The organism is Cupriavidus sp. C1SS-2L (assembly GCF_057073735.1).
The window spans coordinates 134,906-157,829 of sequence record NZ_CP172709.1; the positions used below are offsets into that span (position 1 = coordinate 134,906).

The window sequence follows — 22,924 nt, forward strand, 5'->3', positions numbered from 1 at the left end:
CAATGCGGTCCGCCGGGCGCGGCAGGCTTCAGTCGGCGCGTCCTGCCAGCAGTCGCCGTGCCGTGTACGTCATGACTTTCTCGTTGCGCTGGTTGAAGACTTCGATCGCGGAATCGACCACTGCGCGGCCGCTGCGAGACGTCGGCCGGATGCCGGTCACCGTGACCGTGGCCCATACCGTGTCGCCGACGACAACCGGAGCCAGGATCTGCTGCGTGAGTTCAAGCATCGCGAGCCCCGTGCCCTGGATCATGGTCTGCAGGATGAAGCCCTCGATCAGCGTGTACGTCAGCGCGCCCGGAACCGGCCGCCCGCCGATCGCGCCGCCGTCGTAGCCGTCCTCGATAAAGATGGCCTCGACCATGCCGGTGACCGAGATGAAGTTGACGAGGTCGGTCTCGGTGACGGTGCGGCGGAAAGTCCGGAAGGCCTGGCCTTCCTTCAGGTCCTGCCAGTAGAAGCCCTGGCCGAGCCGCGGCAGGTCGCTTTTCGTCATGCTGTCTCCTTGGTGTCGTTCTTGCTGCCGGAAGTACCGCGGGCGGCGCCCGTGGCATATAGCCCGTCAATGTCCTGCTGTGTCAGGCCGGCCTGCGCCAGCAGCTCCGCGGTGTGCTCGCCGAGGCGCGGCGGCACGCCGATCGGCGCGCGCGTGCCGTCGAAGCGCACCGGCGCACCGGGAAAGCGCAGCGTGCCCATCGCGGCATCTTCAACCGGCTCGAAAAAGCCGGTCGCGCGAAGGTGCGGATCGTCGGGCAGGTCGTCGAGTTCGTTGATCCGTGCCACCGGAATCTGCAGGGATTCGCATAGCTCCAGCCAATGCGCGGTACTGTGCCCGCCCACGATTTCGCCCGTGATCTCGTACAGCGTCTCGATGTTCGCGGTGCGCGCGGAGATATCGGTGAAGCGCGCATCGGCGGCCAGTTCGGGGCGGCCGGCGGCGCGGAAGAAGTCGCGCCAGTGGGCATCGGTGTACGGCATCATGCAGACATGGCCGTCGGCGCTCTGGTATGGGCGGCGCAGCGGCGCCAGCACGCGCGGATAACCGGTGCCCCCACGCGGCGGCTCGAAATGCCGGCCATAGAAGTGCTCGACCAGGTTGAACGCGACCATCGATTCGAACATCGGCACCTCGACCATCGTGCCTTGTCCGTCGCCGCGCGCACGGCCGGCCAGTGCCGCGCATATTGACAGCGCTGCCACCAATCCGCTGGTCTTGTCGGCGGCAATGGTCGGGAAATAGCGGCTGCTGCCGGTCTGCGCCGCCATCAGCGCGGCGTTGCCGGCAAGTCCCTGGATGATGTCGTCGTAGGCAGGGCGTCCGCCGTACGGGCCTTCCTCGGCAAAGCCCAGCAGACTCACGTAGACCAGTTGCGGATGGCGTGCCTTCACATTGGCCGGAGCCAGGCCCAGCGCGGCCAGCTTCTGCGGGCGCATGCTGTGCATCAGCACGTCCGCGCCGGACAGCAGGCGGTCCAGCGCTTCCTGCGCGGCGGGCTGCTTCAGGTCGAGCACGATGCTCTTCTTGCTGCGGTTCACGCCGAGGAAGATGGCGGCCATGCCGGCTTCGGCGGCCGGGCCGGTACGCCGGGTGGAGTCGCCTTCGGGCGGCTCGACCTTGATGACCTCGGCGCCAAGGTCGGCCAGCCACTGGCTCGCGTAGGGGCCCATCACGACCGTGGAAAGGTCGATCACGCGGATGCCTGCTAAGGGCAGCATGCGTCTGTCTCCGGATCTTTACTGTGAGCACAGCGTAGATCACCGGGACATGTCTGGTCTAATATTAGTTTTTTAGAAACTGATATTCACTGGATATCGAGATGGATCTGCGTCAACTCCAGCAGTTCGTTGCCCTGGCCGAGACCGGCAACTTCCACCGGGCTGCCGAACGCCTGCACATGGCGCAGCCGCCGCTGTCCATTTCCATCCGCAAGCTCGAAGAGCAGCTCGGCACCGCGCTGTTCGTGAGAACACCGCGCGGCGTGAGGCTGACCCAGGCCGGAGAAGCAGCGCTGCAGGATGCGCGGCGCGCGTTGTTCCATGCGGGGCAGGCACGCGCCGCGGCGATGGCGGCTGCGCAAGGCGAACGCGGCGCGCTGCGGATCGGCTTTGTCGGTTCAGCGACCTATGCGCTGCTGCCCAAGCTGATCCCCGCCTTCCGCGCCGCTCACCCGGGGATCGAGCTAGTGCTGCATGAATCCACCACCGCGAACATCCTGGACCAGCTCGAGAAGCACCGGCTGGATGCCGGGCTGGTGCGCTTCCCGATCCTGAGCAGCGGCGGCTACACGCTGACACCGCTGGAGAGCGACGTCTTCGTCGCGGCCGTGCCTGCGGACAGCCCGCATGCGAAGGAGGAATCGATTCCGCTGAAGGCGCTCGCGGCCGAGCCGTTCATCATGCATCCGGCGGCGGCGGTGCCGAACCTGCATGCGGTGTCAATGATGCTGTGCCAGCAAGCCGGGTTTGTGCCGCGCGTGGCGCAGGAGGCGGTGCAGGTCCAGACCATTATCAGTCTGGTGGAGAGTGGGCTTGGCGTGGCACTGGTGCCTAGCGTGGCGACGCGGTATGCGAACCGGCGGGTGCGGTTTTTGCCGCTCTCCAGCCCGCGGCCGGCGGGGCGGATCGGGATTGCGTTCGCGGCGCGGGCCGATGATGCGGATCGGCAGGTGGAGAGGTTTTTGGGGGCGGCGTTGGAGGCGGTGGGGGGTTAAAAGGGGCCTTTGGGTTGGGGTTGGGGTGTCGCTCTTGGCCCGCGAAACACCAGCGCCGGCCAAGAGCGACAATCCTCACCTGCTTTTCCCTTGCCTCCCCCCCTTGGGCCGCGCAGCGGATATAGCTCCTGCCCGCACTAGATTCACCCCCGGCAACAGGTGCAACAACCTCACCAACTCCGACTGCCGATGGGTTCCGGTTTTTCGCAACGTATCCCGGATATGCACCCGCACGGTATGCGGCGACAGGAACTCCCGCTCAGCAATCTCGTTAAGCGTTTCACCGGCAGCCAGCCGGATGGCAATAATGCTTTCCTTGCGCGACAGCCCAAACAATGAGGTCAACACCGCCGCATCAAGCACCGACCGCGATTCCGAGTTGCCTAGCAGCATCATCGCCGCCGGCAACTGCCAGGGACCTTCCACGGGCTGGCGCGACACCAGCGGCACGACGATGATCGGCACCGGTTGTCCGCCGGAGGTGATGTGCATCCACGATCCCGAGGCCGCGTCGGCACCGCGGCCGCGCACGGCGCCATCGAGCAGTCCGTGCAGCACAGACTGCAGCGATGGATCGCGCGCGTGCAGCAGGCCTTGTTCGAGCGACAGGTTGCTGTCGGCCTGCACCAGGGCCTCGGCCCAGCTGTTGGCATAGCGCACGCGCATGTCCGCCTGCAGCACCATCACGCCGAAGTCCAGCGTGTCGAGTCCGGCCAGACCCAGCGAAGCCAGTCCGCTCAGCTCGAAGTTGCGCTGCTGCAAGCGCGCGGCGCGCGCCCAGTGCGGCATGACATGGGCCAGCCGGCGTTCGCGTACGGATCGGCTGACATGGCTGTGTCCCGTGCTGGTGCCGCTCATGAGTACGCAGATCTCGGCGGTGTCGATCAGCCGGATGCCCTGTTCGAGTTCGTCGCCGTCGCGCGAGACGGCAACCGCTGTCGCGACGCTGTCCGCCATGGGCTCTGCATCGCCGGCGATGGCTAGTGCGGGCCCCGCGTATGACGGCTGGCCCGGATCCGATGGCGGGATGACGCCGTCGGGCAGGCTGACGCCGCTCGTGAAACAGCCGTGCGGGGTGACGCCGAGCCGGGCATGGCCGGACAGCTTGTCCCAGATCAGGTAGCGCGGGCTGCCTGTGGCTGTGTAGCGCGAAAACAGGTCCAGAGCGGCGGGCATGGCCGCCACGTCCATTGCGGACTCGTAGATGCAGTCGACCAGACGATGAAAATCATCGTCGGTCGTCGGGTGTTCGCCCATATTCAGTTCCCCCGGTGGCAAACGCCTTTACCGATCGCCATTTCAAGATGGCTGCTGTTTTGTGTTTCCCTTGCTGCTGTGGTGCCCGGGCGTTCTTGTGCGCGCCGTGGCCACGGCACCGTAACGTGACGGTACCGCGTGCAAGATGCTCTGCAAGCATTGTCCATGCTGCATGCCGGCAATCATGCCAAACAATCCAGTTCGATTTATCCCCGCCTTGGGGGGCTAGCGCTCAGTCAAGCGAGCGCAGCGGGACCGCATTGGCAATATGTCGACGCTTGCATAACGCGGATGTTAATGCGCTATACCGAGTCATGAAGAAATTTCGACGTCAAAGTGACAGCCGCGTTTCTCAAAAGCGACAACGTACCCGTTTCTGCGTGATTTAAGAATCTCATTCAGTACGCGGCATGACGGCTTCGACGCTTGCCGCGCCGGCCGTTCCGCCGTCGAGCTGGATGGTCAGGCTGGGCGACGCCATGCGGATACCGTTGGTGTCGAACTGCCGCTTGAGCAGGGCGTTGAACGCGCGCGTGATTTCCGCCTGCATCAGCGGGCGGGTCTTGAACTGCGCCAGCACCACCGGGCCGCTCGGGTCGAAGCGGTCCAGGCCCAGGATGTCCAGGCCGGACAACAGCTTGTGGGAGTAGCGGTGGTCGTGCGCGATCTGGGCGCCGGTGGTCCGGATCAGTTCCAGCGCGCGGTCCAGGTCGCTCTGGTAGGCGATGCCAATGTTGAAGACCGCATAGCCATACCCGCGGGACAGGTTCTTCACAGCCTTGATCTGGCTGTACGGCAGCGTGTGCAGCGCGCCCTTGCCGTCGCGCAGCTTGACGGTCCGGATGGTCATGCCTTCGACCACGCCGGCATGGTCGGGCAGTTCGATGGAGTCGCCAATGGCAATGGAGTCCTCGATCACGATGAACAGCCCCGTGATCAGGTCCTGGACCAGGCTCTGAGCGCCGAACCCGATCGCCAGGCCGACCACGCCGGCACCCGCGAGCAGCGGGGTGACATTGACCCCGAGATTGGCCAGCACCACCATCATCGCGATGACCAGCAGCGCCACGAATGACGCATTGCGCACCAGCGGCAGGATGGTCTTGGCGCGCATGCTGGGCTGCGCGGCCCGGCCGTATGCAGGCGACAGCGCCTGCGTGATGGCCGTGTCGATCAGCAGCCAGACCAGCCACGCGAGCAGCACTGTGGCGGTCACGCTCAGCACGGACTCCGCAATGTGCCGGCCCGCGGGCGAGGCTTCGACCAGATGGAGCACCGACGTCCCCCAGATGCGCGTGCCCAGTTCGATCACGGAGATCCATATCACCACGCGCACCAGCGCCATGGCGAAGCGGCCGAAGCGCTCCAGATAGGCGGAACGCCGCCGGTCGCGGATGCGCGGCGCACGCACCTTCGCCTTCGGGGACCGGCCTGCGATCAATGTCAGCAACAGCGCGACAACGAACAGCGACACCGAGGCCACCGTGCGGCGCAGGAAAACATCGGCATGGCCGGCGGCCAGCACGGTGCCGATCACCGATGCCACGACCACGGCGAGCACGGGCAGATGCCAGGCCTGGCCGGCCAGGCGCAGCAGGTCCGTCATGGCCGGATGCGACTGGCGGAATTCGAGCGGACGCTGCGCGATAAGCTGGCCCACCTGGCGCCGGAAGCGCAGCGCGAACACGCCGATCAGGATCGCGGCTGCCACGTTGGCGCCTGTCGAAATCAAGGCGCTCAGATTGGTGCCGAGCGTGGTCGTAATGCGGGGATCTGTCGCGCTGTTGCCGAGTGCGGCCAGCGCGCCGGTGCAGAACAGCAGCCACGGCGAGTGCACCAGCAACTGGCGTACCGCCGTGCGGCGATGTGCGGTGCGGAACAGCGCGAAGATAACCTGGCAGACCGCGCTGGCGATGGCGCCGGCCACGATGGCATGGGCCACCATCACGGCGGCCATGCTGGCCGGCGACTGCGAGTAATGACGATACGCGAGCAGTACCGTGAGCCCGAACGCGGCTATCCACGGCCCGATGCGCCGCAGCATATAGATGCCGACATCCATCCAGGACGGCACGTCGGGCAAGCCGGCGCGCGGCTTGCGCACCAGCGCGACGGTGGTTTCGGCACGTATGCGGCGGCGCACGCGGATGCGGTGGCCGATTTCCCACAAGAGCCAGCCGCACAGCGCCCAGCCGCCGATGACCGCGGCGAACTCGCGCAGGGAAACTAGACCGGAACGCGTGCCTTGGAGCGTCGCGCCGTCCCGCCATTCCTCGGCGGCAAACTGCGAACGCCAGCGCCAGTAGTGCCAAGGGCCGTGGTCCTTGCGAAGATGCGTATCGACTTCATCGAGTGCCTGCGCAACGGCGCCGATCAGTCCTGGCGACGAGGCGGCCGCGACCGGTGCGGACGCCGAGGCATTCAATCCACTGCGCAGTGCTTGCAGTTGTTCGAGCAGCGCTTTGCGCTGCGTGTCGTCCTGTAGCGTGACGATGACCTGGTCAAGCGACTGGGCGAGCGGGGCACTGGCTGGCGCATTCTGGGCATCGGCCTGCCTGATCGCGGCGGCCAGCGGGTTTGCCGGCGCGGCATGCACGGCCCGGCCGGGCACCAGTATCAGGATCAGCGGCAGCAGCAGTGCAGCAAGCAGCAGCGAGCGGGCATCAGGGGTGAAGGGGCGCATGGGTCAGGAGCCGCGTCATGGGCAGGCCGTCCATGCGCGACACTGTAGCGCATTGGCCCCTTGCCGGTCCCCAAGTTGGCATGCGGATGGTTCTGTGTTCCGCCGCAGCGCGGAAAAAGTGGCGCATCGGTGCATTCGTCGCTTCCGACGATGCGTGTCAGGGCCCGATCCACGAATCTCGAACCCGCTCCGGCGCCGTGCTGCGCCGGTTTCAGACACCAACTTCGGGCCTGCCGCTCGCGCGGCGCGGGCCTGCAAAAAACAGACGGAAGGAACTCGGCAATGGAACTTAATGCATCGGTATCGGCTATCGTGACCGGCGGCGCTTCGGGCCTGGGTGCGGCGACGGCGCGCGCGCTGGCCGCGCACGGTGTGCGCGTCGCGCTGTTTGACCTCAATGTCGAAAAGGGCGAAGCACTGGCTCGCGAACTGGGCGGCGTGTTTTGCCAGGTCAACGTGACCTCGGAAGCGGAAGTCGAAGCCGGCTTTGCCAAGGCACGCGCCGCCATCGGCCAGGAACGCATCCTGGTCAACTGCGCGGGCACCGGCAACGCGATCAAGACCGCGTCGCGCTCGAAGGAAGACCCGTCGCAGATCAAGTTCTTCCCGACCGACGCGTTCGAACGCATCGTCCAGATCAACCTGATCGGCACGTTCCGCTGCATCGCGCGCTCGGCGGCCGGCATGCTGACGCTGGACCACACTGCAAGCGGCGACCGCGGCGTGATCATCAGCACCGCCTCGGTGGCGGCGCAGGACGGCCAGATCGGCCAGGCGTCGTACTCGGCATCGAAGGCGGGCGTGGTTGGCATGACGCTGCCGATCGCACGCGATCTCTCCGGGGAAGGTATCCGGGTCAACACCATCCTGCCGGGCATCTTCAACACGCCGCTGCTGCAAGGCGCACCCGAGAACGTCAAGGCCGCGCTGGGCGCCTCGGTGCCGTTCCCGAAGCGCCTGGGCCAGCCCGAAGAGTTTGCCTCGCTCGCGGTCGAGATGTGCCGCAACGGCTATTTCAATGGCGAGTCCGTGCGACTGGACGGCGCCATTCGCATGGCACCGCGCTGATCGGAACGGCAAGCATCCACAGATGACGGCTGCGGCCCGGCCTGGCCGGGCCGTTTCTGCATATAAGAAGAGGAGACGTCGATGGATTTCAGCTACCTGGCCACGCTGCCTCACGCGGTGCGCCACTTTGCAGGCCTCCGGCCCGACGCCGTGGCCTACGCGTTCGAAGGCCGGCAGACGAGCTACGCCGAGTTCGAGCGCAATACCAGCCGCGTCGCGCAGGCGCTACTGGCTGCCGGCGTGCGCGCGGGCGATCGTATCGGCTATATCGGCAAGAACTGCGACCACTATTTCGAAGCGTGGCTGGGCGCCGCAAAGATGGGCGCGGTCATGACGCCGGCAAGCTGGCGACTGGCGGGTCCCGAAGTGGAATTCATCATCGGCCATTGCGATGCCGTGATGCTGTTCGTCGGTCCCGAGTCAACGGCGATGGTGCAGGGTTTGCTGCCCGCGCTGCCGATGGTGCGTCAGGTCATCGCCATGGAAGCGGGCGGGTCACAGGACTGGCCCGTTTACACGGACTGGCGTGATGCGCATCCGGCCACGCTGCCCGATCACCAGCCCGACGCGCATGATGTCGTGCTGCAGCTCTACACCTCGGGTACCACGGGGCGACCTAAGGGCGCCATGCTGACCCACCGCAACCTGACCATTGGCACCGAGGTCAGCGAGCGCGAATCGATTCCCTGGTCGCACTGGACCGCGGACGATATCTCGCTGGTGGCGATGCCGGTCGCGCATATCGGCGGCTCAGGCTGGGGCCTGCGCAACCTGCTGTCGGGTGCCAAGGGCGTGGTGGCGAGAGAGTTCGATCCGCGCGCGGTGCTCGACTTCATCGAGTACGAGCGCATCAGCAAGCTGTTCATGGTGCCGGCGGCGATGCAGATCGTGTTGCGCGATCCGCGCGCGCGATCGGTCGACTATTCGCGCCTGAAGTACCTGCTGTACGGTGCGGCGCCTATTCCGGCGGCGCTGTTGCGCGAAGGCATTGAAGTCTTCGGCTGCGGCTTCGTGCAGCAGTACGGCATGACCGAAACCACGGGCACCGTGGTGGCGCTGCCGCCCGAGGACCATACGACCGAAGAAGTGCCGCGCATGCGCGCCGCAGGCAAGCCGCTGCCAGGCGTGGAACTGAAGGTGGTCGACTACGAAGGCCGCGAACTGGCGCCCGGTGAAGTCGGGGAGGTCGTGGTCCGCTCCGCGCACAATATGTCCGGCTACTGGAAGCAACCCGAAGAGACCGCGCGCACGATCGACGCCGATGGCTGGCTGCGCACTGGTGACGCGGGCTATCTCGATGCGGAGGGCTATCTCTACATCCATGACCGCGTCAAGGACATGATCATCAGCGGCGGCGAGAACGTCTATCCGGCTGAGGTCGAGAGCGCCATCTATGGCCATCCGATCGTCGCCGACGTCGCCGTGATCGGCGTGCCCGACGAGAAATGGGGCGAGGCGGTCAAGGCCATCGTCGTGCTCAAGGCAGGGCAGGCTGCCGATCGCGAAAGCATCGTCGCGTGGACGCGCCAGCGTCTGGCGGGGTTCAAGGTTCCGAAGAGCATTGACTTCGTCGATGCCTTGCCGCGCAACCCGTCCGGCAAGCTGCTGCGCCGCAAGCTGCGCGAGCCGTTCTGGGACGGCATGGGCCGGCAGGTCAACTGACCGGCTGGCGGCACCAGCAAGAAGGGCCCGGTTCCTCGCGGAACCGGGCCCTTTTTCCATCTGCGGCTGCGGTATCGCTCAGTCGGCCTGGATGCCGAATTCCTTGACGATCTTCGTGTAGCGCGCCGTATCGGCTGCCAGCAGCTTCTGCAGCACGGCCGGCTCGCCGCCGGACGGCGTGACAGCAATGGTGGCCATGCGCGACACCACGTCAGGCATCTTCAGGATCTCGTTGACGTGGCCGTTGAGCGTGCGCACCAGTTCAGGCGGCATGCCCTTGGGGCCGAGCAGCGCCTGCCAGGCGCCGATCTCCACGTCTTTGTAGCCCTGCTCGGCCAGCGTCGGGACATTCGGCGCGAACGGCGAACGCTTCGAGTCGGCCACGCCGATCGGCACCAGGGTGCCATTGCCGACATACTGGGACACGGCGCCATACGTGACGAAAGTCACCGGCACCTGTCCGCCAAGTACGTCGACGATCGCCGGTGCCAGACCGCGGTAGGGCACCTGGTTGATCTTGACGCCGGCCGACTTGTTGAACAGCTCGCCCATGATGTGCATCGGCGAACCATTGCCCGGCGTGGCATAGGTTTCCACCTTGCCCGCCTTGACGCGGGCCACCAGGTCGCTGACCTTGGTGATGCCCGTGCCCTTGTTCACCACGACGAACAGCGATTGCGTGCCGATCTGCGAGATCGGCGTGAAATCGCGCTGCACGTCGTAGCTGGCGCCGGTACCGGGCTTCAGCACGAGCGGGGCGATGGCCACGGTGTTGGGCGCAAGCAGCAGTGTGTAGCCGTCCGGGTTGGCGCGCGACACGTACGCGCTGCCGATGGTGCCGGCCGCGCCGGTGCGGTTTTCGACCACGACCGATTGCTTCAGGCGCGGCGCCAGCTTCTCGGCGAACATGCGCGCCAGCACGTCGACATCGCCGCCGGCGGGGTAGGCGACCACGATGGTGATCGGCTTGTTCGGATATTCGCCCTGGGCCAGCGCGGGGACGCCGGCAAACATGGCGGCAGCGCCTGCCGCGATGACGGTGGCAAGGACTTTGCGACGTGCAGACTTCATGGTGGACCTCTGAAAACTGGTGTCCCGCGCATCGGAACATGCGCGCGGACGATGGCAATTGAGTGCTTCAGGGCAGCCGCGGGCCGGAGTGCCGCGGGACTGTGTCGTGCCAGGGGATGTATCGCCATGGAGCGCGGCGGCCGGGGATCGCGCCAGCCAGCCGCGTTGCGTACGTCTCTTAGAAGATGTGCTTGATGCCCAGCATGGTGCCGAACTGGTTCGCACCGGGCTTCGGGTTCGACCCCGGCGAGCCGCCGCTGACCGACGCGGCGAGCTGGCCGCCGTTGTCGATGAAGCCGGCGGTCGCGTACACCGACGTGCGCTTGCTGAACGCGTACGTGCCGCGCAGGGCGTACAGCCACGCCTTGTTGTCGCTGCCGTGGTAGTTCAGGTAGTACACCTGGCCAGCCAGGTTGATCGCCGGCGTGATGTCGTAGGACGCGCCGGCGTAGTACAGATCGCTGATGCGGGTCGCGCTGCCTTCGTTGTCGCGGCGCAGCCAGCCGGCACCAAGCTTGGTGCGCGACAGGATCATGTAGCCGCCCACCGACAGACGGTCGTCGGTCAGGTTGCTGTTGGTCAAGCCGGCGAACGCGCCGGGGCCGCCGCGCTGCGAGTCATAGGCGGTGTGCACGCCCCACCAGTTGGTCGCGTACTGGACCATGGCCGACCATTCGCGGCAGGCCTTCTTGTCGGCCGGGTTTTCGCCGGCGCAGTTGGTCCCGGCCGGGCTCGGGCCGGCGTTGACCGCGTCGCGGCCGAAGCTGTAAGTGGCGCCGACCGTGAAGCCGCCGAAGGTGCCCTTGTACGAGACTGCATTATCGGCACGCGTGTTAGGCAGGTAACTGTCCAGCGAGCCCGAGCCGTAGACGTTGGGGCCAAGGATGTCGCTGTCCAGCGTGGCCCAGAACAGCATCGTGTACTGGCGGCCGAACGAAAGCTGGCCGTACTGGTTCGACAGGCCGACCAACGCCTGGCGGCCGAACAGGCGGCCGCCCTGGTTGGCGCTGCCCGTATCGGGCGCAAAGCCCGATTCCAGCACGAAGATGCTCTTCAGCCCGCCACCGAGGTCCTCGGTCCCGCGCAGGCCCCAGCGCGAAGGGACGGTCGCGGTGTTGTTGGGCACGCGGGTCAGGCCGTAGCCGTTGGCGCCAACGTTGCTCACATACTCGACACCCGTATCGACCACGCCATAAAGCGTCACCGATTGGGCCGAGGCCAGCAGGGGGGAGGCTGCGAGCAGGCCCGCAGCGATTCGTGCAAGTTTCATCTACCGTTTCCTTCTTTGTTCCGTCTTCTAATCGTTCTGGCTCGTCTGTCCTGGGACCGGCTGCTGCAAGCCTCCGTAAATGCATTTACAGCCTCTTTTACGTTTTATAGGTAAAACATCAAACAACCTAAGAAACGTTGAGCGAAATATAGCCGGGCTTTTCGAGAGGAGTGAGGAGGGTTATCCCTAGTGAGGTCGCGGTACGACGCGCCGCGGACGCCAGAGGCTGCACACGGCCGGTGCATGGCCGGAATCGGGATGCGACTGCAATGCCGCGCTTGCGGCGGACCCCCGTGCAAGGTTCCGAATGCGCAAGTCGCGCCAGCAAAGACTTTGCAGACAATTGAAGGTACTGGCCGACGCTCCGTCGCCTGGTGTCGGTGCATGCACCGCGCCGGCGCGTCCCGACGGCAAGCATCGGCGACCTATCGTTAACCCTGATCCTCTTGCCGCAAGCGAGCTTCTATAGTCAAAAGGTTTCATTCGCAAACTTGAGTTTTATATATGGAACAAAATGACTATCAAGAAGGGTGTCCACCGTCACAAGCCATGCTTGCGGCGTTGGACAGCGGGTTTGCGCAACGTGTAGCGCAGGTCGGCGGCGGTGCCCAGGTGTCCTACCGCAGCGGCGGCAACGTCGGTCCGGTGATTGTGCTGCTACACGGCATCAGTTCCGGCGCGCCGTCCTGGTTGCCATGCGCAAGCCTGCTGGCCGCGCATGCGCGCGTGCTTGCGTGGGATGCGCCCGGCTACGGTGACTCCACGCCTCTGGCACAGGCGGAGCCCAAGGCGGCGGACTATGCGCAGCGCCTGCGTGAATGGCTGCGTACCCTGGGTGTGCGGCCCGACCTGATCGTCGGCCACTCGCTCGGCGCGCTGATGGCGGCGGCCTATGTGGCCGAGGCCGATGAGGCAGGACTGCCCGCGCAGTTGCTGCTGCTGAGCGTGGCTCAGGGATACGGCGCTCCGGGCAAGGAGGACAAGTCACGCGAAGTCGCGCGCCAGCGACTGGATGCGCTGGCATCGCTCGGCGTCGAAGGGCTGGCCGAACGCGGCCCCGGACGATTGCTGAGCGGCGGTGCCGACGCCGGAGCCCAGGCGTGGGTGCGCTGGAATATGCGCCGCCTGCGTGCGGACGGCTACCGGCAGGCGGTGGCCATGCTGTGTGGCGACGATATCGATGCCTATCTGGCAAGGCGTCCGGCGTCAGTGCCGGCACGCATTGGCTGCGGGAGCCAGGACATCGTCACCACGCCGGTCGCGTGCGGCATGCTGGCCGAGCGCTTCAACCTGCCGTTCGATCCGGTGCCCGATGCCGGCCATGCCTGCTATATCGACCAGGCCGCCGCCACGGCACGCCTGATCCGCAGCGCCCTGCCTGCGGCCAATCGATAGCCTTTCTGTGCCGGGGCGCGCCGCCCCGGCAGCACATTCCGCATTTCGCGGGTTAACCCTAGTCAATTTTTAAACGATCGTTGTCTATAGTCGTACCTGTGTTCAATATCTAAACCAGCGTTTCAATAGTAAAACAAACGCAGCGTGACCCGAACCGGGATCACAGCGTGATGAAACGGGTCCCCACGCAGGCAGAAATGGAGCAAAGCGCAATGGATAGCCTCTCGTACAACCCCAACCTGGTCCCCTGGGAGCGTCCGGCCCCGAACAACGTCGCGGGCAAGGGCCACATCGAACAGCCGGGCAAGGTTGCCAACATCATCTGGCAGACCCGCGCTGATGCTCCCTCGGCCTACGAGAACAAGCTCGGCGACGCGCTCGAAGCCGCGTTCGAAGGCGGCGCGCAAACGCCGGCCGACATCGTTCGCGCCTTCAATGCCACGGACTTCCTGTGCCTCGACGGCCAGGTCTGGACCGAAGAGCGCTTGCTGGCCGAACTGCGCCGGCTGGGCGCCTGACCGCAGCCCGCCCCGACCGACAAGCACAGAGCCCCGAGCGAGAGAAACATGGAATCGAACAAGCAAGCCCGCGCCGAAGCCCGCCTGAACAGCGGCCTGCGCAACTACTGGTACCCGGTCGCTGCCTCGTGGGCGGTGACGCACGCCCCGATCGGCATTACCCGCCTGAGCCAGAACATCGTGCTGTGGCGCGACAACGCCGGCCAGGTCCACGCGCTGGAAGACCGCTGCCCGCACCGCGGCGCACGCCTGTCGATGGGCTGGAACCTCGGTGACCGCGTTGCCTGCTGGTACCACGGCGTGGAAGTCGGCGGTGACGGCCAGGTCAAGAGCGTGCCGGCCGTGGACAGCTGCCCGCTGGAAGGCCGCACCTGCGTGCGCAGCTACCCGGTGCAGGAACAGGCCGGCGCGATCTTCCTGTGGTTCGGCGACCAGGCCCCGCAAGAAGGCGAGGGCAGCCCTGACGTGCTGCGCCTGCCGGAAGAACTGGTCAGCGAAGAACACAGCCACTTCCTGTGCGTCGCGCACTGGGACTGCAACTACCGCTACGCGATCGACAACGTCATGGACCCGATGCACGGCGCCTACCTGCACGCCGTGTCGCACTCGATGGCCTGCGGCGAGAAGTCGGCCACGATGCAGATCCGCGAAACCGACCATGGCTTGATCTTCGAAAAGGTCGGCCAGCGCGGCGTGAATTTCGACTGGGTCGAATTCGGCGAGACCGGCACGCTGTGGCTGCGCCTGGCGATTCCGTACCGCGACAAGGTCGGCCCCGGCGGCCCGTTCGGCATCGTTGGCATGGCCACGCCGGTCGATGAAGACCACTGCATGGTGTTCTTCTGGCGTACCCGCCACGTGCAGGGCTGGCAGCGCGATGCGTGGCGCTTCCTGTACCGCAACCGCCTGGAGCAGCTGCACTGGGACGTGCTCGAGCAAGACCGCGTGGTGCTCGAATCGATGGCGCCGCAGGCGCGCGACCACGAAATGCTGTACCAGCACGACGCCGGCATCACGCGCGTGCGCCGTCTGCTGAAGCGCCGCGCCGAGCAAGAGATTGCCGATGAGCCGGTCGCCATGCTCAAGGCTGCCGGCGGGGTGGCGAACCATGCCTGAGACCAACAACAACGGCCTGCTGGCCGGGCGCAAGGTGCTGGTCACCGGCGCCGCACGCGGACTGGGCCTGGCCTTCGTCAAGTCGCTCACTGAAGCCGGCGCCGCAGTGGCCATGGCCGACATCCTGGCCGATCGCCTGCAGCAGGAAGCCGACGCACTGCGTGCTCGCGGATTCAAGGTGGTGGCCGTGCCGGTGGACCTGTCCGACCCGGCTTCCGTGCAGGCCTGTGCCGATGCCGCCATCAAGGGCCTCGGCGGTCTGGATGGCCTGGTCAACAACGCAGCCGTGACCGATTCCGGCGGCCGTGACGCCAGCGCCATCGACGTCGCCACCTGGGACCGCGTGATGAACGTCAACGTGCGCGGCACCTGGCTGATGACCACGGCCTGCCTGCCGGCCCTGAAGGCCAGCGGCCGCGGCGCCGTGATCAACCTGGCTTCCGACACGCCGCTGTGGGGCGCGCCGAACCTGCTGGCCTATGTGGCGAGCAAGAGCGCCATCATTGGCATGACGCGCTCGCTGGCGCGCGAACTGGGCCGCGACCAGATCACCGTCAACGCGGTGGCGCCGGGCCTGACGCTGGTGGAAGCCACCGAATACGTGCCGCAGCACCGGCACGACCTGTATCGCGAGCAGCGCGCCATCCAGCGCGAGCAACTGCCCGACGATGTCTGCGGCGCGGTGCTGTTCGCACTGTCCGACCTCGCCCGTTTCGTGACCGGCCAGACGCTGGCGGTCAACGGCGGCTTTGTCATGCACTGATCCACTGATCTAACGATCTACTGAAACAGAAGGAATCCAAATGAGCGATCTGTCTCAACCAGCCAATATCAAGCGTTCGTGGGAACAACCGGACGGCGCGTCGTTCGACCAGTGGATGGAAAGCCGCGTGGCGCGCTTCTCCACGCGCAAGTACGACTGGGACGCGCTGAAGTTCCAGGCCGACTACGACCCGAAGTACCGCCGTGCGCAGATGCGCTACCTCGGTACCGGCGGTACTGGCGTGGCTGCCGACACCAACACCGTGCCGTCGGAGAACTTCACGTTCTCGACCATGATCATCCCCGCCGGCCATGAAGGCCCGATGCACATCCACACCGACGTGGAAGAGGTGTTCTTTGTGATGCGCGGAAAGATCAAGCTGATCCTGGAAAAGGACGGGGAGCGCTTCGAGACCATCCTGACCGACCGCGACCTGGTGTCGGTGCCGCCGGGCGTGTACCGCGAGGAAATCAACATCGGCGACGAAGACGCGCTGATGTGCGTGATGCTGGGCGCCAAGAAGCCCATCACGCCGACGTACCCGCCCGAGCATCCGCTCTCGAAGATCAAGCGCTGATGCCTGCGCCCAACCGCACACTGCGCCATCACCAGGTACCCAGGCCATGACCGCCCTGCAACCCGCCACCGCCACGCAAAGCACCGCCGAGTTCCCGGACAAGTACATCGTCCCGGGCCTCGAGCGCGGCCTGCGCCTGCTCGGCGAGTTCAACAGCAAGGACCGCGCGATTTCCGCGGCCGAACTGGCGCGCCGCCTTCAGGTGCCGCGCTCGACGGTGTTCCGCCTGCTGACCACGCTCGAAATGCTCGGCTTCGTCGAGCGTGCCGAGGGTGGCCGGGACTTCCGCCTGGGCATGGCCGTGCTGCGGCTGGGCTTCGAATACCTGGCTTCGCTGGAGCTGACCGAACTGGGCCGCCCGCTGCTGGAGCGCCTGCGCGACGAGATCGGCTATCCGTGCAACCTCGTGGTGCGCGACGGCCGCTCGATCGTGTACGTGGCCAAGGCCGTGTCGCCGCGCCCGTTCGCGAGCACCGTGAACGTAGGCACCCGTCTGCCGGCGCACGCGACCGTACTTGGCCGCGTGCTGCTCGAAGACCTGTCGCTCGACGAACTGCGCGCGCTGTATCCGGAGCCGCGGCTCGAGGCTTTCTCCGAGCGCACGCCGGCCAGCGTGGACGCGCTGTACGAACTCGTGCAGCACGACCGCGAGCGCGGCTATGTGCTGCATGAAGGCTTCTTCGAGTCGAGCATCTCCACCATCGCCGCGCCGGTGCGTGACCGCACCCGCAAGGTGGTGGCGGCGCTGGGCGCGACCATTCCGGCCGCGCATATCGATCCCGCGCAGCTGGACTCGATGGTGGAAAAAGTCAGGGAAACCGCGGGCGAATTGTCGCGCCTGCTGGACTACCGGCCCGCGCTGAAAAGCAGCGGCGGCAAGGTAGTGAATCTGTATCGGGAGTGAGGACAATGTCCATGATTGAACTCGACGGCAAGGTTGCCGTCGTCACAGGCGGGTCCTCCGGCATCGGGCTGGCGACCGTCGAACTGCTGCTCGAAGCGGGCGCCGCCGTGGCCATGTGCGGCCGCGACGAAAGCCGCCTGCGCAGCGCCGAAGCGCAACTGCGCGAGAGGTTCCCCAACTGCCGGCTCTATGCCGCCACGTGCGACGTGCTCAAGCCCGAACAGGTCGCAGCGTTTGCCGCCAACGTGCAAAGCACGCTCGGCAACGTCGACATGCTGGTCAACAACGCCGGCCAGGGCCGCGTGTCGACCTTTGCGAACACGGAAGATGCTGCGTGGATGGAAGAACTGCAGCTCAAGTTCTTCTCGGTGATCCACCCGACGCGCGCATTCCTGCCGCAGCTCGAGCAATCGGGGCAGGGCGCCATCGTCTGCGTGAACTCGCTGCTCGCGCAGCAGCCTGAGCCGCACATGGTCGCCACCTCCGCCGCGCGTGCCGGCGTGCTGAACCTGGTGCGTTCGATGGCCACCGAGTTCGCCCCGAAGGGTGTCCGCGTCAACGGCATCCTGATCGGACTGGTCGAATCGGGTCAGTGGCGCCGCCGCTTCGATGCGCGCCCCGAAGAAGACCGCAACCTGGACTGGGCCGCATGGACCGCGCGCCTGGCCCAGCAGAAACATATTCCCCTTGGCCGCCTGGGCCTGCCCGTCGAGGCAGCCCGCGCCATCCTGTTCCTTGCCTCGCCGTTGTCTTCGTACACCACGGGCAGCCATATTGATATCTCCGGAGGACACTCCCGTCATGCCTAATCAACAACAGTACGAACAACAGCAAGTCACCGTGGGCTGTGCCATCACGGCGTTTCTCGAGCAGTGCGGCGTCAAGGCAGCCTTTGGCGTGATCTCGATCCACAACATGCCGATCCTCGACGCCATGGGCGAGCGCGGCCACATCCGCTTCGTGCCGGCACGCGGCGAAGCGGGCGGCACCAATATGGCTGACGCCTGCGCCCGTACCACGGGCGGCCTGGGCGTGTGCCTGACCAGCACCGGCACCGCCGCGGGCAATGCCGCCGGCGCCATGGTCGAAGCGCTGACCGCCGGCACACCGATGCTGCACATCACCGGCCAGATCGAAACGCCATACCTGGATCAGAGCCTGGCGTACATCCACGAAGCACCGGACCAGCTGACCATGCTGAAGGCCGTGTCGAAGGCCGCCTTCCGCGTGCGCAGCGCCGACACCGCGATCAGCACGATCAAGCTGGCCGTGCAGACCGCGCTGACGGCGCCGACCGGCCCGGTCAGCGTCGAGATCCCCATCGACATCCAGGCCGCGCTGATCGACATGCCCGTCGACCTCAAGCCGCTGCCGGTGCCGCAGCACCAGCCGTCGGCGCACGCCATCGACGCGCTGGCCGAGCGCCTCGCCAACGCTAAGCGCCCGATGCTGTGGCTGGGCGGTGGCGCTCGCCACGCCAGCAAGCAGGTCAAGCGCCTGCTGGACCTGGGCTTCGGCGTGGTCACCAGCACGCAAGGCCGCGGCATCGTCGCGGAAGACGATCCGCGTTCGCTGGGCGCCTACAACCTGCACAAGCCGGTCGAGCAATTCTACCAAAGCTGCGACGCGATGCTCGTGGTCGGCTCGCGCCTGCGTGGCAATGAAACGCTGAAGTACGAACTGAAGCTGCCGCGCCCGCTGCTGCGCATCGATGCCGATCCCGCTTCGGAAGGCCGCTGCTACCAGAGCGATTACTTTGTCAGCGGCGACGCTGCCCTGGCGCTGGACGCCCTGGCTGACCGCCTCGAAGGCCGCATGCAGATCGACCCGACCTTCGCCGATGACCTGCGCCGCGCGCACGACACCGCGGTCAACGCGCTGATTGACGGCCTGGGCCCGTACTCGGCACTGGTGCAGGCACTGCAGCAGGCCGTGGGCCGCAACTTCAACTGGGTGCGCGACGTGACCGTGTCGAACAGCACCTGGGGCAACCGCCACCTGCAGATTTTTGATTCGCGTGCCGGCGTGCATGCGCTGGGCGGCGGCATCGGCCAGGGCTTGGCCATGGGTATCGGCGCTGCAGTCGGTGCGGCGGCCACGGCTTCGGGCAAGAAGACCTTCACGCTGGCTGGCGACGGCGGCTTCATCCTGAACCTCGGCGAGCTGGCCACGGCCGTGCAGGAACGCGCCGACATGGTCATCGTGCTGATGAACGACAAGGGCTATGGCGTGATCAAGAACATCCAGGACGCGCAGTACGGCGGCCGTCGGCACTATGTCGACCTGCACACGCCCGACTATGCGCAACTGTGCCAGTCGCTGTCGCTGCGCCACCGCCGCGTCAGCAGCCTGGACGACATCGGCGCCGCGCTGCAGGAAGCCACGGCCGAGACTGGTCCGTTCCTGCTGGAAATCGACATGCTGTCGATCGGCAGCTTCAAGACCGTGTTTGCCGGCCCGCCGGTGAACAAGCAGGCGCCGATTGCTGCGCCGGCTACGACCGCCTGAGGGATAAGGGAGATGTCCATGCTGCATGTGTCCATGGTGGGATGCGGCGCGATCGGCCGTGGCGTGCTGGAGCTGCTGAAGGCGGATCCCGATGTCGCGTTCGACGTGGTGATCGTGCCGGAAGGCCAGATGGATGAGGCACGCAGCGCGCTGTCCGCGCTCGCGCCCAACGTCCGTGTGGCCACGGGCCTCGACGGTCAGCGCCCCGACCTGCTGGTCGAGTGCGCGGGCCACCAGGCGCTCGAAGAGCACATCGTGCCGGCGCTCGAGCGCGGCATCCCGTGCATGGTGGTGTCGGTCGGCGCGCTGTCCGAGCCGGGCCTGGTCGAGCGGCTGGAAGCCGCCGCGCGCCGCGGCAACACGCAAGTGCAACTGCTGTCCGGCGCGATCGGTGCGATCGACGCGCTGGCCGCGGCACGTGTGGGCGGCCTCGACGAGGTCATCTACACCGGCCGCAAGCCGGCGCGCGCCTGGACCGGCACGCCGGCCGCCGAGCTGTTCGACCTGGAAGCCCTGACCGAGCCCACGGTGATCTTCGAAGGCACCGCGCGCGACGCGGCCCGCCTGTACCCGAAGAACGCCAACGTGGCGGCCACGGTATCGCTGGCCGGCCTCGGGCTGGATCGCACTTCGGTGCGGCTGCTGGCCGACCCGAATGCCGTGGAGAACGTCCACCACATCGAAGCACGTGGCGCGTTCGGCGGCTTCGAGCTGACCATGCGCGGCAAGCCGCTCGCGGCCAACCCCAAGACTTCGGCGCTAACGGTGTTCAGCGTGGTGCGCGCACTGGGCAACCGGGCGCACGCGGTATCGATCTGACCCGCAGCTGATCCGCATCTCACCCGAACCAGCCGGCCCCCACAGACCAAGCAGGCAACGACAATGAAGACGCAAGAAGTACTCCCCATCTGTATCGCAGGCGAATGGCGCCTGGGGACCGGCGACCGCTACGCGACGCGCTACCCGGCCACCGGTGAAGTGGTGGCCGAACTCAACGCCGCGAGCCTCGCGGACGTCGAAGAAGCGGTGCAGGGCGCGCAGCGCGCGTTCGAGACCAGCGGCTGGGCCCGGCGCAAGCCGCACGAGCGCGCCGCCGTGCTGTACCGCGTGGCCGAGCTGATCCGCGCGCAGGCCGAGCCGCTCGCGCAGCGCCAGCGCCTGGACAACGGCAAGCCGATCAGCGAAACGCGCGCGCTCGTCGCCAGCGCCGCCAGCACGTTCCAGTTCTTCGCCGCTGCCTGCGAAACGCTGGAAGAGCAGATCACGCCGCAACGCGGCGAGTGCCTGACCATGAGCGTGTACGAGCCGATGGGCGTGGTGGCCGCCATCACGCCGTGGAACTCGCCGATCGCCAGCGAAGCGCAGAAGATGGCGCCCGCGCTGGCTGCCGGCAACGCCGTGGTGGTCAAGCCCGCCGAAGTCACGCCGCTGATGGCGCTGGAACTCGCACGCATCTGCGACGAGGCCGGCGTGCCGAAGGGCCTGATCAGCGTGCTGCCCGGCAAGGGCTCGGTGATCGGGGACGCCATCACCAAGCATCCGCTGGTGCGCCGCGTGTCGTTCACGGGCGGCACCACCACTGGCAAGCACATCGCGCACATCGCCGCCGACAAGATGATGCCGGTGTCGCTGGAACTGGGTGGCAAGTCGCCGACCATGGTGTTCGACGACGCCGACCTGGATCACGCGGTGAACGGCGTGCTGTACGGCATCTTCAGTTCGTCGGGCGAATCGTGCATCGCCGGTTCGCGCCTGTTCGTGGCGCGCTCGCAGTACGAGCCGTTCATCGAGCGCCTGGCCGCCGGTGCCGCGCATTTGCGCGTGGGCGATCCGGCCGATGAGCGCACCCAGATGGGCCCGCTGATCACCGACCGCCACCGTGACTCGATCGAATCCTACGTCGCCATGGGCGTGCAGGACGGCGGCCAGTTGCGGACCGGTGGCCTGCGTCCGGACGTGGCGGGCCTGCCCAACGGCTACTTCTATACACCTACCATCATCGAAGGCCTGGACAACCACGCCCGCATCGCCCAGGAAGAAATCTTCGGGCCGGTGCTGGTGGCCATCCCGTTCGATGACGAGGACGACCTGATCGAGCAGGCCAACGACAGCGTCTACGCGCTGGCGGCCGGCATCTGGACGCGTGACTACAAGCGCGCCTGGCGCGTGGCACGGGCCGTGCAAGCCGGCAATGTGTGGATCAACACCTACAAGCAGTTTTCCATTTCCGCGCCGTTCGGCGGCTGGCGCGACAGCGGTCTCGGCCGCGAGAAGGGAAGGCTGGGCATCCTGCAGTACATGGAGCAGAAAAGCGTGTACTGGGGCCTGAACGAACAACCGCTGCCGTGGGCCAACTGAGCCCCGCAAGCTGGAGCACAACATGATCAAGGTATTGGGAATCGACGAAATCGTCTACGGCGCGGATGACTTTGACGCCTGCCGCGGCTTTTTCAGCGACTGGGGCCTGACCATCAAGCGCGACGACGCGCAAGGCCTGGACTTCGAAACGCTCAACGGCTGCCGCGTGCTGGTGCGCCGCATCGACGACGCCACGCTGCCGCCCGCGATCGAGGCCGGCCCGACGCTGCGCGAAGTGGTATGGGGCGTGGAGACGCAGGCATCGCTGGACCACATCGCGGACGCCATCGCGGACGCGCCCGGCTTCGTGAAGCTGGGCGAGGGCGACACGCTGCGCATCGGCTGCACCGATCCGAACGGCCTGGCCGTGCGTTTCCAGGTCACGCGCAAGCATGACGTGCAGGTCGAATGCGCGCTGATGAACACGTGGAACGACAAGCCGCGCCTGAACCAGCGCAGCCCGATCTACGAACGCGCCGTGCCGATCGAAGTCGGCCACGTGGTGTTCTTCGTCAAGGACGTGAAGGCTACCGAGCGCTTCTACGTCGAGAAGTTCGGCTTCGTGCCGTCCGACCGCTACCCGGACCGCGGCGCTTTCCTGCGTTGCGCAGCCGAAGGCGGTCACCACGACCTGTTCCTGCTGCAGTTGCCGGAACCGAAGGCCGGCATCAACCACGTGGCGTTCACCGTGCGCGATCTGCACGAAGTCTTCGGCGGCGGCATGCACATGTCGCGCAAGGGCTGGGACACGCAACTCGGCCCCGGCCGTCACCCGATCTCGTCGGCTTACTTTTGGTACTTCAAGAATCCGGCCGGCGGCTTGATCGAGTACTACGCCGACGAAGACCAGCTCGACGAGCACTGGGAACCGCGCGCGTTCGAGCCGGGCCCGACCATGTTCGCCGAATGGGCGATCGAGGGCGGCATCGACGGCAACACGCGCCGCCAGAAGAACGCTGGCGGCCCGGCAGGCAAGTTCCTGACCGAGAAGCGCTGAACTCGCTGAACGCGAGCGCAAGACCAGGCTAGTAGCGCCGCGCTGTATTGTGCGCGGCGCGCCAAG

At 66.5% G+C, this 22,924-nt stretch carries 20 protein-coding genes; 14 read left to right on the plus strand and 6 right to left on the minus strand.

Features of this window, described 5'->3' with window-relative positions; all coding sequences use genetic code 11:
- Nucleotides 1-28 precede the first annotated feature (28 nt).
- Together ACIGJG_RS18370 and ACIGJG_RS18375 are read right to left on the minus strand one after the other, a co-directional pair.
- Nucleotides 29-496, minus strand: coding sequence for a MaoC family dehydratase (locus tag ACIGJG_RS18370; protein WP_011299684.1), 468 nt, complete (start codon nucleotides 494-496; stop codon nucleotides 29-31).
- The gene (locus ACIGJG_RS18375; RefSeq protein ID WP_140949812.1) at nucleotides 493-1,716 is read right to left on the minus strand and encodes a CaiB/BaiF CoA transferase family protein; all 1,224 of its coding nucleotides are present in this window, start codon (nucleotides 1,714-1,716) and stop codon (nucleotides 493-495) included. Before ACIGJG_RS18375 ends, ACIGJG_RS18370 begins: the two co-directional genes overlap by 4 nt.
- A gap of 101 nt (nucleotides 1,717-1,817) precedes the next feature.
- On the opposite strand from ACIGJG_RS18375, the gene ACIGJG_RS18380 reads away from it, so the two are divergent.
- The gene (locus ACIGJG_RS18380; protein ID WP_011299686.1) at nucleotides 1,818-2,711 is read left to right on the plus strand and encodes a LysR family transcriptional regulator; all 894 of its coding nucleotides are present in this window, start codon (nucleotides 1,818-1,820) and stop codon (nucleotides 2,709-2,711) included.
- A 75-nt stretch (nucleotides 2,712-2,786) separates the two neighbouring features.
- Here the strand turns inward: ACIGJG_RS18380 and ACIGJG_RS18385 are convergent, their stop codons facing one another.
- The gene (locus tag ACIGJG_RS18385; protein ID WP_220630490.1) at nucleotides 2,787-3,968 is read right to left on the minus strand and encodes a helix-turn-helix transcriptional regulator; all 1,182 of its coding nucleotides are present in this window, start codon (nucleotides 3,966-3,968) and stop codon (nucleotides 2,787-2,789) included.
- A gap of 394 nt (nucleotides 3,969-4,362) precedes the next feature.
- Nucleotides 4,363-6,651, minus strand: a complete 2,289-nt coding sequence (locus ACIGJG_RS18390; protein WP_140950990.1) for a mechanosensitive ion channel family protein — start codon at nucleotides 6,649-6,651, stop codon at nucleotides 4,363-4,365.
- A gap of 282 nt (nucleotides 6,652-6,933) precedes the next feature.
- Here ACIGJG_RS18390 and ACIGJG_RS18395 point away from each other — a divergent pair, with 282 nt between their 5' ends.
- Together ACIGJG_RS18395 and ACIGJG_RS18400 are read left to right on the plus strand one after the other, a co-directional pair.
- Nucleotides 6,934-7,719: an SDR family NAD(P)-dependent oxidoreductase gene (locus tag ACIGJG_RS18395; protein WP_220630488.1), complete on the plus strand. Its 786-nt coding sequence runs from the start codon at nucleotides 6,934-6,936 to the stop codon at nucleotides 7,717-7,719.
- 81 nt (nucleotides 7,720-7,800) lie between these two features.
- A complete protein-coding gene (locus tag ACIGJG_RS18400) occupies nucleotides 7,801-9,381 on the plus strand; it encodes a fatty acid--CoA ligase (protein ID WP_011299690.1) in 1,581 nt (526 codons plus the stop codon).
- Between the two features lie 78 nt (nucleotides 9,382-9,459).
- Here the strand turns inward: ACIGJG_RS18400 and ACIGJG_RS18405 are convergent, their stop codons facing one another.
- Together ACIGJG_RS18405 and ACIGJG_RS18410 are read right to left on the minus strand one after the other, a co-directional pair.
- Complete coding sequence (locus ACIGJG_RS18405) at nucleotides 9,460-10,452, minus strand: Bug family tripartite tricarboxylate transporter substrate binding protein (protein ID WP_011299691.1); 993 nt, start codon at nucleotides 10,450-10,452, stop codon at nucleotides 9,460-9,462.
- Between the two features lie 178 nt (nucleotides 10,453-10,630).
- Nucleotides 10,631-11,722, minus strand: coding sequence for a porin (locus ACIGJG_RS18410; RefSeq protein ID WP_140950992.1), 1,092 nt, complete (start codon nucleotides 11,720-11,722; stop codon nucleotides 10,631-10,633).
- 504 nt (nucleotides 11,723-12,226) lie between these two features.
- Here ACIGJG_RS18410 and ACIGJG_RS18415 point away from each other — a divergent pair.
- The 11 genes from ACIGJG_RS18415 (at nucleotide 12,227) to ACIGJG_RS18465 (ending at nucleotide 22,858) form a co-directional block, all read left to right on the plus strand.
- Nucleotides 12,227-13,117: an alpha/beta fold hydrolase gene (locus tag ACIGJG_RS18415; protein ID WP_140950993.1), complete on the plus strand. Its 891-nt coding sequence runs from the start codon at nucleotides 12,227-12,229 to the stop codon at nucleotides 13,115-13,117.
- 212 nt (nucleotides 13,118-13,329) lie between these two features.
- A complete protein-coding gene (locus ACIGJG_RS18420) occupies nucleotides 13,330-13,635 on the plus strand; it encodes a recombinase-like helix-turn-helix domain-containing protein (RefSeq protein WP_483673718.1) in 306 nt (101 codons plus the stop codon).
- Between the two features lie 48 nt (nucleotides 13,636-13,683).
- Nucleotides 13,684-14,751, plus strand: a complete 1,068-nt coding sequence (locus ACIGJG_RS18425) for an aromatic ring-hydroxylating dioxygenase subunit alpha (protein WP_220630485.1) — start codon at nucleotides 13,684-13,686, stop codon at nucleotides 14,749-14,751.
- Nucleotides 14,744-15,514: an SDR family oxidoreductase gene (locus ACIGJG_RS18430; protein WP_483673719.1), complete on the plus strand. Its 771-nt coding sequence runs from the start codon at nucleotides 14,744-14,746 to the stop codon at nucleotides 15,512-15,514. Before ACIGJG_RS18425 ends, ACIGJG_RS18430 begins: the two co-directional genes overlap by 8 nt.
- Before the next feature lie 40 nt (nucleotides 15,515-15,554).
- Nucleotides 15,555-16,091: a cupin domain-containing protein gene (locus ACIGJG_RS18435; protein WP_011299697.1), complete on the plus strand. Its 537-nt coding sequence runs from the start codon at nucleotides 15,555-15,557 to the stop codon at nucleotides 16,089-16,091.
- A gap of 46 nt (nucleotides 16,092-16,137) precedes the next feature.
- Nucleotides 16,138-16,995, plus strand: a complete 858-nt coding sequence (locus ACIGJG_RS18440) for an IclR family transcriptional regulator (protein WP_011299698.1) — start codon at nucleotides 16,138-16,140, stop codon at nucleotides 16,993-16,995.
- A 5-nt stretch (nucleotides 16,996-17,000) separates the two neighbouring features.
- On the plus strand, nucleotides 17,001-17,804 hold the full coding sequence (locus tag ACIGJG_RS18445) for an SDR family oxidoreductase (protein WP_140950995.1): 804 nt from the start codon (nucleotides 17,001-17,003) through the stop codon (nucleotides 17,802-17,804).
- Nucleotides 17,797-19,503, plus strand: a complete 1,707-nt coding sequence (locus ACIGJG_RS18450) for a thiamine pyrophosphate-binding protein (RefSeq protein ID WP_011299700.1) — start codon at nucleotides 17,797-17,799, stop codon at nucleotides 19,501-19,503. The genes ACIGJG_RS18445 and ACIGJG_RS18450 overlap by 8 nt, the downstream gene beginning before the upstream one ends.
- An 18-nt stretch (nucleotides 19,504-19,521) precedes the next feature.
- Complete coding sequence (locus tag ACIGJG_RS18455) at nucleotides 19,522-20,322, plus strand: aspartate dehydrogenase (RefSeq protein WP_041680386.1); 801 nt, start codon at nucleotides 19,522-19,524, stop codon at nucleotides 20,320-20,322.
- A 63-nt stretch (nucleotides 20,323-20,385) separates the two neighbouring features.
- Nucleotides 20,386-21,861, plus strand: coding sequence for an aldehyde dehydrogenase (locus tag ACIGJG_RS18460; RefSeq protein WP_011299702.1), 1,476 nt, complete (start codon nucleotides 20,386-20,388; stop codon nucleotides 21,859-21,861).
- Nucleotides 21,862-21,883: 22 nt separating this feature from the next.
- Entirely contained in the window at nucleotides 21,884-22,858 is a 975-nt protein-coding gene (locus ACIGJG_RS18465; RefSeq protein WP_483673720.1) for a VOC family protein, read from the plus strand.
- Nucleotides 22,859-22,924: the final 66 nt, after the last annotated feature.